General features: G+C 53.6%; 11 protein-coding genes and 2 tRNA genes. 1 reads left to right on the plus strand and 12 read right to left on the minus strand.

The window, feature by feature from the left end; translation table 11 throughout:
* Positions 1-78 precede the first annotated feature (78 nt).
* The 7 genes from rpsO to BMF08_RS02870 form a co-directional block, all read right to left on the minus strand.
* Entirely contained in the window at positions 79-348 is a 270-nt protein-coding gene (rpsO, locus tag BMF08_RS02840) for a 30S ribosomal protein S15 (RefSeq protein ID WP_004385056.1), read from the minus strand.
* Positions 349-499: 151 nt separating this feature from the next.
* Positions 500-1,444: a tRNA pseudouridine(55) synthase TruB gene (gene truB, locus BMF08_RS02845; protein WP_072569596.1), complete on the minus strand. Its 945-nt coding sequence runs from the start codon at positions 1,442-1,444 to the stop codon at positions 500-502.
* Positions 1,444-1,845: a 30S ribosome-binding factor RbfA gene (gene rbfA, locus BMF08_RS02850; protein WP_072569595.1), complete on the minus strand. Its 402-nt coding sequence runs from the start codon at positions 1,843-1,845 to the stop codon at positions 1,444-1,446. The genes truB and rbfA overlap by 1 nt, the downstream gene beginning before the upstream one ends.
* Positions 1,846-1,975: 130 nt before the next feature.
* A complete protein-coding gene (gene infB / locus BMF08_RS02855; RefSeq protein ID WP_072569594.1) occupies positions 1,976-4,687 on the minus strand; it encodes a translation initiation factor IF-2 in 2,712 nt (903 codons plus the stop codon).
* 24 nt (positions 4,688-4,711) lie between these two features.
* Positions 4,712-6,199 carry a transcription termination factor NusA gene (gene nusA / locus BMF08_RS02860; RefSeq protein ID WP_072569593.1) on the minus strand — a complete coding sequence of 496 codons (1,488 nt, stop codon included), beginning with the start codon at positions 6,197-6,199 and terminating at the stop codon, positions 4,712-4,714.
* 28 nt (positions 6,200-6,227) lie between these two features.
* Positions 6,228-6,680 (minus strand): ribosome maturation factor RimP, encoded by a 453-nt coding sequence (gene rimP, locus BMF08_RS02865; protein ID WP_158684874.1) that lies wholly within the window; start codon positions 6,678-6,680, stop codon positions 6,228-6,230.
* Between the two features lie 211 nt (positions 6,681-6,891).
* Positions 6,892-6,968: transfer RNA gene (locus tag BMF08_RS02870), tRNA-Met, on the minus strand.
* 464 nt (positions 6,969-7,432) lie between these two features.
* Here BMF08_RS02870 and argG point away from each other — a divergent pair.
* Positions 7,433-8,779, plus strand: a complete 1,347-nt coding sequence (gene argG, locus BMF08_RS02875) for an argininosuccinate synthase (protein ID WP_072569591.1) — start codon at positions 7,433-7,435, stop codon at positions 8,777-8,779.
* A gap of 115 nt (positions 8,780-8,894) precedes the next feature.
* Here the strand turns inward: argG and BMF08_RS02880 are convergent.
* The 5 genes from BMF08_RS02880 to ftsH all read right to left on the minus strand — a co-directional run bounded on the left by BMF08_RS02880 (position 8,895) and on the right by ftsH (position 13,770).
* A tRNA-Leu gene (locus BMF08_RS02880) sits at positions 8,895-8,981 on the minus strand.
* A 13-nt stretch (positions 8,982-8,994) separates the two neighbouring features.
* A complete protein-coding gene (gene secG / locus BMF08_RS02885) occupies positions 8,995-9,327 on the minus strand; it encodes a preprotein translocase subunit SecG (protein WP_072569590.1) in 333 nt (110 codons plus the stop codon).
* Positions 9,328-9,557: 230 nt separating this feature from the next.
* On the minus strand, positions 9,558-10,895 hold the full coding sequence (gene glmM, locus BMF08_RS02890; protein WP_072569589.1) for a phosphoglucosamine mutase: 1,338 nt from the start codon (positions 10,893-10,895) through the stop codon (positions 9,558-9,560).
* On the minus strand, positions 10,888-11,736 hold the full coding sequence (gene folP / locus BMF08_RS02895) for a dihydropteroate synthase (RefSeq protein WP_072569588.1): 849 nt from the start codon (positions 11,734-11,736) through the stop codon (positions 10,888-10,890). Before folP ends, glmM begins: the two co-directional genes overlap by 8 nt.
* Positions 11,737-11,835: 99 nt before the next feature.
* The gene (gene ftsH, locus BMF08_RS02900; protein ID WP_072569587.1) at positions 11,836-13,770 is read right to left on the minus strand and encodes an ATP-dependent zinc metalloprotease FtsH; all 1,935 of its coding nucleotides are present in this window, start codon (positions 13,768-13,770) and stop codon (positions 11,836-11,838) included.
* Positions 13,771-13,854: the final 84 nt, after the last annotated feature.

Here is a 13,854-nt window from a genome sequence, read left to right on the forward strand (position 1 = left end):
CAATAGTTTAGGTCGAATTGCTGCCGTCTGGTTGAAAAAAGGGGCCGTTAAGGCCCCTTTCTGTGAAACTCGCCAGACTTAGCGACGCAGACCCAGACGCTCGATCAGCGCGGTGTAGCGTGCAACATCTTTACGTTTCAGGTAGTCGAGCAGTTTACGACGCTGAGAAACCATGCGCAGCAGACCACGACGGCTGTGGTGATCTTTTTTGTGCTCTGCAAAGTGACCCTGCAGGTGGTTGATCTGAGCAGTCAGCAGGGCAACCTGAACTTCGGTAGAACCGCTGTCGTTCTCGCCACGACCAAACTCGGAAACGATTTTTGCTTTAGCTTCAACGCTTAGAGACATTTTAAACTCCAAAATTAAAAGAATGAAAGGGTGCCGATCTCTAATTCAGCAACCCCAGGTTTAACGCCGGAAGATGTTAAACATCTAACCTGACGTTAAGCGGCAATATTCTACTCGCAGTACCCTGTTATCGCAAGGTAACTGCAATGGATTACGCCGGGTACTCAACCACCAGGCGGCGTGGCGCCACGCGGCCCTGATCGTCGATTTCTGCCATGCCGATAAATACCGACTCTGGCCCTTCCGTCACGCGCACCAGGCCTTCTGTCGGCGCTTGTGCCGCGCGAACGGGCTGGCCGTTCCTGAAATAGGCGGCGCTGACGGCAGGAATATTCACGACCGGGAAGTCCGCTGCCGGACTGTCCATTGGCATCAGCAGAGGATCAAGCAACTGAGCGGCAGGAATATCCTGCTCACCGGCCTGCTCAACCAGCGACTGCAATTGCTCAAGCGTCACCATGCGATCAACCGGGTACTTGCTCACCGCCAGACGGCGCAGGAAAATCACATGTGCGCCGCAGCCGAGCTTTTCACCGAGATCGTCCACAATGGTGCGGATATAGGTGCCTTTCGAGCAGTGTACTTCCAGCTCCAGCTCATCCCCTTCGTGGCGGATAAACAGCAGCTCGTAAACGGTAATCGGACGAGCCTCACGGGGCACATCAATACCCTGGCGCGCGTACTCGTAAAGCTTCTTCCCCTGATACTTCAGAGCCGAATACATGGACGGGATTTGCTGGATATCACCGCGGAAGGTTTCCAGGGCGGCAGCAAGCTGCTCTGCGCTGAAGGTGATCGGGCGTTCTTCAACAATCTGTCCATCGGCATCGGAGGTATCCGTGCGCTGCCCCAGACGAGCAATCACGCGGTAACGCTTATCCGAATCCAGCAGATACTGGGAAAACTTTGTCGCCTCTCCCAGGCAAATCGGCAGCATGCCGGTCGCCAGCGGATCCAGCGCGCCAGTATGCCCGGCGCGATTCGCGTTATAGAGACGTTTTACTTTTTGCAGCACGTCGTTGCTGGACATCCCTTGCGGCTTATCCAGCAACAGTACGCCGTGCACATCGCGACCGCGACGACGAGGACGACTCATCAGTCCTCCTTGGTGTCGTCCGGGTTCACACGACGTTCATCGTCATGACGCACCACGTTGGTCACCAGATTAGACATACGCATACCTTCCACCAACGAGTTGTCGTAGAAGAAGGTCAGTTCCGGCACGATACGCAGACGCATGGCTTTACCCAGCAGCGAACGGATAAACCCGGAGGCGTCCTGCAATGCTTTGATGCCGCCTTTAATGGCTTCTTCGTCTTTGTCGTTCAGAAAGGTCACAAACACTTTCGCATAGGCCAGGTCGCGGGACATTTCCACACCGGAAACGGTGGTCATCATGCCCAGACGTGGATCTTTAATTTCGCGTTGCAGGATAAGCGCGATCTCTTTTTGCATCTCCTGCGCGACACGCTGAGGGCGGCCAAATTCTTTCGCCATAATAAGTCCTCCAGATAAAGACAAAAAAGGGGCTAAAAGCCCCTTTTGAAATAGTTGCCAGGTGGTGCTCTCAGGCCTGAAGGCGCTACGCTTATCAGACCTGCAACCCAGCCACCGGGCATTACGAAGATTAAGCGATGGTACGCTTGATCTCGATGATTTCGAACACTTCGATCATATCGCCAACGCGAACGTCGTTGTAGTTCTTCACGCCGATACCACATTCCATGCCGTTACGAACTTCGTTAACGTCATCTTTGAAGCGGCGCAGGGACTCCAGCTCGCCTTCGTAGATAACCACGTTGTCACGCAGAACGCGGATCGGGTTGTGACGTTTGATGGTGCCTTCGGTAACCATACAGCCCGCGATCGCACCGAATTTCGGTGATTTGAACACGTCACGCACTTCAGCCAGACCGATGATCTGCTGTTTCAGTTCCGGAGACAGCATGCCGCTCATCGCTGCTTTCACTTCGTCGATCAGGTGGTAGATGACGGAGTAGTAACGCAGATCCAGGCTTTCCGCTTCGATCACTTTACGCGCAGAGGCGTCAGCACGAACGTTGAAGCCAACCAGAATAGCATTGGATGCCGCAGCCAGGGTCGCGTCGGTTTCGGTGATACCACCTACGCCGGAACCAATGATCCTTACTTTTACTTCGTCGGTAGACAGTTTCAGTAAGGAATCGGAAATCGCTTCTACAGAACCCTGTACGTCAGCTTTCAGAACAACGTTCACTTCGTGAACTTCGCCTTCAGTCATGTTAGCGAACATGTTCTCAAGTTTGGATTTCTGCTGACGCGCCAGTTTGACTTCACGGAATTTGCCCTGACGATACAGTGCAACTTCACGCGCTTTCTTCTCGTCACGTACAACGGTCACTTCATCGCCGGCTGCCGGCACACCGGACAGACCCAGGATTTCAACCGGAATAGACGGACCGGCTTCCATAACTTCCTGACCCAGTTCGTTACGCATTGCACGAACACGGCCATATTCGAAGCCACAAAGCACGATGTCGCCTTTGTTCAGCGTACCTTCACGTACCAGAACCGTTGCTACCGGACCACGACCTTTATCCAGGAAGGATTCGATAACCGCGCCGCTCGCCATACCTTTGCGAACCGCTTTCAGTTCCAGAACTTCAGCCTGCAGCAGGATAGCGTTCAGCAGGTCATCAATACCGGTACCGGCTTTCGCGGATACAGGGATGAACTGAGACTCGCCGCCCCACTCTTCCGGCATAACGCCGTACTGGGACAGTTCGTTTTTAACGCGATCCAGGTCAGCTTCCGGCTTATCAATTTTGTTCACCGCAACCACTACCGGCACCTGCGCCGCTTTCGCGTGCTGGATTGCTTCGATAGTCTGCGGCATCACGCCATCGTCCGCTGCCACAACCAGCACAACGATATCCGTTGCCTGCGCACCACGAGCACGCATGGAGGTAAAGGCGGCGTGACCCGGGGTATCCAGGAAGGTGATCATACCGTTGTCAGTTTCAACGTGGTACGCACCGATGTGCTGAGTAATGCCGCCCGCTTCGCCAGAGGCCACTTTCGTTGAACGAATGTAGTCCAGCAGCGAGGTTTTACCGTGGTCAACGTGACCCATGATGGTCACAACAGGTGCGCGAGCTTCTGCCGCAGCGCCAGTGTCACGGTCGCTCATTACCGCCTCTTCCAGCTCGTTTTCACGACGCAGGATAACTTTGTGGCCCATTTCTTCCGCAACCAGCTGCGCAGTTTCCTGATCGATAACCTGGTTGATGGTGGCCATTGCGCCCAGTTTCATCATCGCTTTGATGACCTGAGAGCCTTTCACTGCCATTTTGTTAGCCAGTTCGCCCACGGTGATGGTTTCACCGATGATAACGTCACGGTTAACCGCCTGAGCCGGTTTCTGGAAGCCCTGCTGTAAAGAAGAACCTTTACGCTTGCCGCCTTTACCGCCACGAACAGCAGCGCGCGCTTCTTCGCGATCGGCTTTCGATTCGGAATGCTTGTTGCCTTTTTTCGGGCGAGGTGCTTTAGCAGTACGCGTACGGCTGCGGCCGCCTTCTACTTCGCGGTCGCTGTCGTCTTCTGCCTGACGCGCATGTTGAGAAGTGGTTACATGATAGTCACTGGACTCTTCAACCGGTTCAGCAGCCACATTAACACCATTTTTCTCGTTTTCTTCGGCCATACGACGCGCATCTTCTGCCACGCGGCGTGCTTCTTCTTCCAGTTTACGACGTGCCTCTTCTTCAGCTTTGCGCTTGAGTTCTTGCGCTTCGGCTTCACGACGGGCTTTTTCAGCCTGGGCAGTCCTGGTCATTTCGTCAGATTGTTGATTGCTCACTTTGCTCGTTTCCGCAGCTTCGCGTTTCACCGGGTTAGCGGATTCGCGTTTCGCTTTTTCTTCGGCTTCACGTTTCGCTTTCTCTTGTGCGTCACGCTTGGCTTTTTCCTCGGCTTCACGCTTAGCAGCTTCCTGCGCTTCACGACTGGCCTTCTCTTCCGCTTCGCGCTTCGCCTCTTCTTCCGCGGCGAGACGTTCAGCCTCTTGCGGATCGCGTTTTACAAAGGTGCGTTTTTTGCGGACTTCGATCTGCACCGATTTGCTTTTACCGCCGGTGCCAGGGATGTTCAGTGTGCTGCGCGTTTTGCGCTGCAACGTCAGCTTGTCAGGCGCTGAACCATGTTCACGGTTCAGGTGCGCTAACAATGTCTGTTTTTCTTGTGCTGTCACTGAGTCGTCAGATGACTTCGGGATCCCTGCATCAGCAAATTGCTGTACCAGGCGGTCCACGGAGGTCTGAATCTCAGCGGCCAGCGCTTTTACGGTTACATCTGTCATGCTGTTCCTTCCTGCTACAGTTTATTACGCTTCGTCACCGAACCAGCAAATATTACGTGCGGCCATAATCAGCTCGCCCGCTTTCTCGTCGGTCAGACCTTCAATATCACTCAGGTCATCGATGCCCTGGTCGGCGAGGTCTTCCAGCGTACAAACACCACGAGCAGCCAGTTTAAACGCCATTTCGCGATCCAACCCTTCAAGGCTCAGCAGGTCATCAGCCGGTTTATTATTACCGAGGCTTTCTTCCTGTGCCAGCGCCAGGGTGGTCAGTGCGTTCTTAGCGCGATCGCGCAAGGCTTCGACGGTCGCTTCATCAAGACCGTCAATTTCCAGCAGCTCTTTCATTGGCACATAGGCCAGTTCTTCCAGCGTCGAGAAACCTTCTTCTACCAGTACAGTGGCAAAATCTTCGTCAATGTCGAGATACTTAGTAAAGGTGTCGATCGCTGCATGGGCTTCCGCCTGATGCTTAGACTGAAGATCATCAACGGTCATGACGTTGAGTTCCCAGCCGCTCAGTTGAGAAGCAAGGCGCACGTTCTGACCATTACGGCCAATCGCCTGCGCCAGGTTACCCGCTTCTACCGCGATATCCATGGTGTGCTTATCTTCGTCCACCACGATGGAGGCGACATCCGCCGGCGCCATCGCGTTGATAACGAACTGCGCCGGATTATCATCCCACAGCACGATATCGATACGCTCACCGCCCAGTTCGGTAGACACCGCCTGGACACGGGCACCGCGCATACCTACGCAGGCACCTACCGGATCGATACGCTTGTCGTTGGTTTTCACAGCGATTTTCGCACGAGAACCTGGATCGCGAGCAGCGGCTTTGATTTCAATAACTTCTTCGCCAATTTCTGGCACTTCAATGCGGAACAGTTCAATCAGCATTTCCGGTTTGGAACGCGTCACGAACAGCTGCGCACCACGCGCTTCCGGACGCACGGCATAAAGCACGCCACGAATACGGTCGCCTGGACGGAAGTTTTCACGCGGCAGCATATCTTCACGCAGGATCACAGCTTCAGCATTGCTGCCCAGATCCAGAGAGATGTTGTCACGGTTCACTTTTTTCACCACGCCGGTGATGATCTCACCTTCGTGCTCGCGGAACTGATCCACAACCATCGCGCGTTCAGCTTCACGTACTTTCTGTACGATAACCTGTTTCGCTGTTTGTGTAGTAATGCGGTCAAAGGTGACAGATTCAATCTGGTCTTCAACGTAATCACCCACATTCAGGCTTTCATCTTCGTAACGTGCAGCTTCCAGCGTGATTTCACGGGTCGGCTGCGTCACTTCTTCAACGATAACCCAGCGACGGAAGGTGTCGAAGTCGCCGCTTTTGCGATCGATTTCTACGCGAACGTCGATCTCTTGCTCGTATTTTTTCTTGGTTGCTGTCGCCAGAGCACTTTCCAGCGCTTCAAAAATTTTCTCACGCGGCAACGATTTTTCGTTGGAAACTGCTTCAACAACAGCCAAAATTTCTTTGTTCATTGGGGGCCTTTCACCTCAATCCAGACTGTTAAAAGTGGGGGACCAGGTTCGCTTTCTGGATATTGCTTAAAGCGAACACTTCATCTTTACCGTCGACCGTAACGGTGATCATTTCACCGTCAACACCCTTAATTACACCCTGCCACTTGCGACGGTTTTGTACCGCCATACGCAGTACCAGCGTTGCTTCTTCGCCGATATAACGCGCGTAGTGCTCGGCGGTGAATAAAGGACGATCGAGACCCGGTGAGGAGACTTCCAGGTTGTAAGCGACGGTAATAGGATCTTCAACGTCCATTACTGCGCTCACCTGGTGGCTGACATCAGCACAATCATCAACATTGATGCCATTATCACTATCAATATAGATGCGCAGCGTAGATGTGCGACCGCGTACAAATTCGATGCCGACCAGTTCATAGCCCAGAGCCTCAACCGGTGCAGTGATCATCTCTGTTAATTTTTGCTCTAATGTGGACAAACCCACCCCCAAGACATAAAAAAAGGGCGCTAAGCCCAGTTATTCTGTAGTCAGATAACAAAAAACCCCGATAAATCGGGGCTTTAGATAACTGAACCCTATAGCCGCAACTGCGGCCTGGAGAACCTTCCAGAAGTATTTTTTTCAAATCCAAAAAGAGGAAGGCTCAAACGTCTTCACAGTATATTTGAAAAAGAACACTAAGGGAAAGTGGTTGCGGGGGCCGGATTTGAACCGACGACCTTCGGGTTATGAGCCCGACGAGCTACCAGGCTGCTCCACCCCGCGCCTGAAACGTGGCAAATACTACGCCGATCATGCATTAAATGCAAGTTAAGACAGGTGTAAACACCGGGAACTACTGATAAGACGAGTATTATAATCAATTGATTTTGTTCATTGCAAGGAAAACTACGCGCGCGTGCCGGAAACCGCAGAATGAACGCCAGGCAGAGGGGTTTACCTGCCGCCACGCACAGATTTGCATAGCGTGGAATACGCAATGAAGCAGGTATTGACGCGAAAGACACATCGTTAAACGCCCGCCCGGCGGCTACGCCAGCGATTTTTTAACTATTCTGTCACTCTTCGCTTTCGATCGTCGCCAAAAGATGTTTAAATGAAAACTCACTAATTTTGCATAAAAATGCATTAATGATGAGAAGCTAAGCGGTATCATCTTCCGGTGACAACACATCATGGCGTGGCTGTTAAGTCTCTCACCATCAGTATATTAAGCAGGGATTTATTTTATGACGACGATTCTCAAGCATCTTCCGGTTGGACAACGTATTGGTATTGCATTCTCCGGTGGTCTCGACACCAGCGCGGCCCTGCTGTGGATGCGCCAGAAAGGTGCCGTTCCTTACGCCTATACAGCAAACTTGGGTCAACCGGACGAGGATGACTATGACGCGATTCCACGCCGTGCAAAAGAGTATGGTGCCGAGAATGCCCGCCTGATCGACTGCCGTAAGCAGCTGGTCGCCGAAGGCATTGCCGCTATCCAGTGTGGCGCGTTTCATAACACCACCGGTGGGTTGACCTACTTCAACACCACGCCGCTGGGCCGTGCTGTGACCGGAACCATGCTGGTCGCCGCCATGAAAGAAGACGGTGTGAATATCTGGGGCGACGGCAGTACCTATAAAGGCAACGATATCGAACGTTTCTACCGCTACGGTCTGCTGACTAACGCTGAGCTGAAAATCTATAAACCGTGGCTGGATACCGACTTTATTGATGAGCTGGGCGGCCGTCAGGAAATGTCCGAATTCATGATCGCCTGCGGATTCGATTACAAAATGTCCGTGGAAAAAGCCTACTCCACCGATTCCAATATGCTGGGCGCAACGCACGAAGCGAAGGATCTGGAATTCCTGAACTCCAGCGTGAAAATCGTTAACCCGATCATGGGCGTAAAATTCTGGGATGAGAACGTTAAGATCCCGGCGGAAGAAGTCACCATCCGTTTTGAACAGGGCCACCCTGTTGCGCTCAACGGCCAGACCTTCAGCGATGATGTGGAACTGATGCTGGAAGCGAACCGTATCGGCGGCCGTCACGGTCTGGGGATGAGCGATCAGATTGAAAACCGTATCATTGAAGCGAAAAGCCGTGGCATTTACGAAGCCCCGGGCATGGCCTTGCTGCACATTGCCTATGAGCGTTTGCTGACCGGTATTCATAACGAAGATACCATTGAGCAGTATCACGCCCATGGCCGTCAGCTGGGTCGTCTGCTGTATCAGGGCCGCTGGTTTGACTCTCAGGCGCTGATGCTGCGTGACGCGCTGCAACGCTGGGTGGCAAGCGCTATTACCGGCGAAGTGACGCTTGAACTGCGTCGCGGCAATGACTACTCGATCCTGAATACTGTGTCTGACAACCTGACCTATAAAGCAGAGCGTCTGACCATGGAAAAAGGGGATTCCGTATTCTCACCTGACGACCGTATCGGGCAGCTGACCATGCGTAATCTGGATATCGCCGATACCCGCGAGAAGCTGTTTGGTTATGCGCAGTCTGGCCTGCTTACCGCCTCCGCCAGTACGGGCCTGCCGCAGATGGACAGCCTGGAACACAGCGAGAAGAAATAACCTTTTCAGTGAGAACAAAGGGCGCGATAAGCGCCCTTTTTTTGTTTGTCGGTGTCTGCCAGGTAAATTACAGACGAAAAAAAAGACATCTTTCGATGTCTTTCTTTCGGAATATTGGTACTGAGGATGGGACTCGAACCCACAAGCCCGTTAGGGCACTACCACCTCAAGGTAGCGTGTCTACCAATTCCACCACCTCAGCACTGATACTGCTATTACTGCGGGATATCGCTGGTCGGCTTAGCCGGAGCAGCTGGCTGAGTTTGCTCAGATTTCGCTGGCGCGCTCAGATTTTCCCACTCGCTTCCTTTACTGGTTTTGTTGCTGTTAATGTTACCCAACACCAGGCTGATGATGAAGAACAGGGTACCCAGTACAGCTGTCATGCGGGTCATGAAGTTACCAGAACCACTTGAACCGAACAGCGTAGCAGATGAGCCTGCGCCAAAGGAGGCTCCCATATCAGCGCCTTTACCTTGTTGCAGCATAATCAGACCGACAAGGCCAATCGCCACAATAAGGAAAACTACCAAAAGAGCTTCGTACATAATCAACCTGTTCCTTGCGGGGCTGCCGCGTAACATTAGCTTCTGACCATAAAAGCGGGACGTTATTTCGTTTCCCACTGAAGCGGGTGTGAATACTAACCAAAGCGCATGACCTGCGCAAGGGCAATTTCAACGCATTGTATCAAGTGCGGAAAAAAACAGCAAAAACGCGAAGCCTGTGCGATTTAAAGGCGGCAAGTGCCGCCTTTTTTAGGCACTTAACACGGTAATTATACCGCTTTCACTGCGTCCGCAATGCGGTTAGCGAATGCCGTAACCTGCGCTTCGTCTTCGCCTTCCACCATCACACGGATCAACGGCTCGGTACCGGATTTACGCAGCAACACGCGGCCGCGATTGCCCAGCGCCGCTTCCACTTCTGCGGTGACCGCTTTCACGGTTTCATCTTCCAGCGGATCGCCGTTGCCAGCCGTAAAGCGTACGTTAATGAGGATTTGCGGGAACAGCTTCATACCGCTGCACAGGTCGTGCAGGGTCATATGGTTACGCACCATCGCCGCCACAACCTGAAGGCCAGCCACGATACCGTCGCCGGTAGTGGTTTTGTCCAGCAGCAGAATATGGCCGGAGTTTTCCGCACCAATGCGCCAGCCTTTCTCCTGAAGTTTTTCCAGCACGTAGCGGTCGCCCACTTTTGCGCGCGCAAACGGAATGCCGAGCTGTTTCAGCGCCAGCTCCAGCCCCATATTGCTCATCAGCGTGCCGACTGCGCCACCGCGCAGCTGACCCTGACGAAGACCTTCACGGGCGATGATATAGAGGATCTGATCGCCATCAACCTTGTTACCTTCATGATCCACCATGATCACGCGGTCACCGTCACCGTCGAAGGCGATACCGATATCGGCTTTTTCGGCCACCACGCGGGCCTGCAACGTACGAACGTCCGTTGCCCCTACTTCCTCGTTGATGTTCACGCCGTTCGGCTCACAGCCAATGGTGATGACGTGAGCGCCCAGCTCGCGGAAGACGTTTGGCGCGATGTGGTAGGTTGCGCCGTGCGCGCAGTCAACCACAATTTTCAAACCCTTAAGGCTGAGTTCGTTCGGGAAGGTGCCTTTGCAGAATTCAATGTAACGCCCGGCGGCATCGACGATACGGCTGGCTTTACCCAGCAGCGCCGAATCCACGCAGGTGATCTCTTTTTCCAGTTCGGCTTCAATCGCCTCTTCCACGTCATCCGGCAGTTTGGTGCCGTCGATGGAGAAGAATTTAATACCGTTATCGTAGAACGGGTTATGGGAGGCGGAAATCACAATTCCCGCTTCCGCGCGGAAGGTCCGCGTCAGGTACGCGACAGCAGGCGTCGGCATTGGTCCGGTAAAAGAGGCGGAAATGCCCGCCGCTGATAGCCCGGCTTCCAGCGCAGATTCCAGCATGTAGCCGGAAATGCGCGTATCTTTACCGATAATGATTTTACGCGAGCCATGGCGCGCCAGGACTTTACCGGCGGCCCAGCCGAGTTTAAGAACGAAATCCGGCGTAATTGGCGCATCGCCTACACGACCACGAATACCATCTGTTCCAAAATATTTACGTTCACTCATAGCGTTTCTTTCCCTTCGCTGACAGTGTGGCTTCGACCACTCGCATAGCCTCTACCGTTTCTTTTACGTCATGGACACGAATAATATGCGCGCCCTGCATTGCCGCGATCACCGCGCACGCCAGGCTGCCGCTGAGGCGTTCAGAAGGCCCTACATTCAGTAGCTGGCCAATCATCGATTTGCGCGACATTCCCACCAGCAACGGTAGATCAAACTGATGGAATTCAGATAAGCGGGCGAGCAGCGCATAGTTGTGGGACAGATTCTTACCGAAACCGAATCCCGGGTCGAGCAACAATTTCTCTTTTGCGATGCCCGCCTGTTCGCAACGTGCAATATTGTCGATAAAAAAGCGCGTTACGTCAGTAATAACATCATCGTATTTTGGCGCATCCTGCATGGTTTTGGGGTCGCCCTGCATATGCATCAGACAGACCGGCAGCCCGGTTTCCGCCGCCGCCTCCAGCGCCCCCGGCTCCGTCAGGGAACGGATGTCATTGATAAGATGCGCGCCGACGCGGGCGATTTCGCGGATCACTTCCGGCTTTGAGGTATCAACCGAGATCCACACTTCAAAACGCTGCGCCAGCGCTTCAACCACCGGCACCACGCGGGACAACTCTTCATCTACGCTGACATCCAGCGCCCCCGGACGCGTCGATTCGCCGCCGACGTCGATAATGGTCGCCCCCGCATTGATCATCAGGTTAGCGTGCTTTACTGCCTCGATCAGCGTGTTATGCGCGCCACCGTCAGAAAAGGAATCCGGGGTAACGTTCAGAATGCCCATAACATGTGGATGCGACAGGTCGAGCACTGACCCCTGAGCAAAGCGTTTCATAAATCATCCCTTGTATAACGAGGTGAACAGAATAATAAAAAACCCCGGAGCAAGCTCCAGGGTTTGAAGTAATACAGACACAGCATCAGTGCGAAAAACTTATTTGTCGCCCAGCTGCTCTGACATGGTATTGCCCGGATTCGGCGTACGCGGTTCATCGACCGGACGCGGCGCACGCGGGGTGCCGTTGTTGTCAGAGTTGTTGGACGCGCCTGGATCTTCCCAACCCGCTGGCGGACGCACATCGCGGCGAGCCATCAGGTCATCGATCTGCGGTGCGTCGATGGTCTCATATTTCATGAGCGCATCTTTCATCGCATGCAGAATATCCATATTCGCATTCAGGATCTCACGGGCGCGATTGTAGTTACGCTCAATCAGCGCTTTGACTTCCTGGTCGATGATACGTGCCGTTTCATCAGACATATGCTTCGCTTTTGCGACAGAACGGCCAAGGAACACTTCGCCTTCTTCTTCTGCGTACAGCAGCGGACCGAGTTTATCGGAGAAGCCCCACTGGGTGACCATGTTACGCGCCAGGTTAGTCGCGACTTTAATGTCGTTCGACGCACCGGTGGAAACATGCTCCGCACCGTAGATGATTTCTTCTGCCAGACGACCGCCGTACAGCGTCGAAATCTGGCTTTCCAGCTTCTGACGGCTGGCGCTGATCGCGTCACCTTCAGGCAGGAAGAAGGTCACGCCCAGCGCACGGCCGCGCGGGATGATCGTCACTTTATGCACCGGATCGTGTTCCGGCACCAGACGTCCGATGATCGCATGGCCTGCTTCGTGATACGCCGTGGATTCTTTTTGCGCTTCCGTCATCACCATAGAGCGACGTTCCGCACCCATCATGATTTTGTCTTTCGCTTTCTCGAATTCCACCATCGACACGACGCGTTTGTTACCACGGGCAGCAAACAGTGCCGCTTCGTTCACCAGGTTCGCCAGATCCGCGCCCGAGAAGCCAGGCGTGCCGCGGGCAATGATTGCCGCGTCAATATCCGGTGACAGCGGTACGCGACGCATATGCACTTTCAGGATCTGCTCACGACCACGTACATCCGGCAGACCGACCACAACCTGACGGTCGAAACGGCCTGGACGCAGCAGCGCCGGGTCAAGCACGTCCGGACGGTTAGTCGCGGCGATAACGATAATGCCTTCGTTACCTTCGAAGCCATCCATCTCAACCAGCATCTGGTTCAGGGTCTGCTCACGTTCGTCGTGACCACCACCCAGACCTGCGCCACGCTGACGGCCTACGGCGTCGATTTCATCGATAAAGATGATGCACGGTGCAGCTTTTTTGGCCTGTTCGAACATGTCACGCACACGAGAGGCACCGACACCAACGAACATTTCCACGAAGTCCGAACCGGAAATCGTAAAGAACGGCACTTTCGCTTCACCGGCGATAGCTTTCGCCAGCAGCGTTTTACCGGTACCCGGCGGCCCCACCATCAGCACGCCTTTTGGAATTTTACCGCCCAGTTTCTGGAAACGGCTCGGTTCACGCAGGTACTCAACCAGTTCCGCCACTTCTTCTTTCGCTTCATCGCAACCTGCGACATCAGCAAACGTGGTTTTAATCTGATCTTCAGTGAGCATACGCGCCTTGCTCTTGCCGAACGACATGGCGCCTTTGCCACCGCCGCCCTGCATCTGACGCATAAAGAATATCCAGACCCCAATCAGCAACAGCATCGGGAACCAGGAAATAAAGATAGAAGCCAGCAGGCTCGGTTCTTCCGGCGGCTCGCCAACCACTTTGACGTTTTTCGTCAGCAGGTTATCAAGCAGTTTCGGGTCGTTTACCGGGATGTAAGTCGTGTAACGGTTACTATCTTTCTTGGTAACGTTGATCTCACGTCCGTTGATACGCGCTTCGCGAACCTGGTCCTGATTGACCTCTTGCAGGAAGGTAGAGTAATCCACCTTACGGCCATTAGACTCGCTGGGCCCAAAGCTCTGGAATACTGACATCAGCACGACGGCAATGACCAGCCAGAGTATTAGGTTTTTCGCCATGTCACTCAAGGGATTAACCTCATATTACAACTGTGTTAAAAACAGCGTCAGGATACGCCATATCCAGCCTCATTCAAACGGTTG

This window comes from Enterobacter sp. SA187 (assembly GCF_001888805.2).
Lineage (GTDB): Bacteria > Pseudomonadota > Gammaproteobacteria > Enterobacterales > Enterobacteriaceae > Enterobacter_D.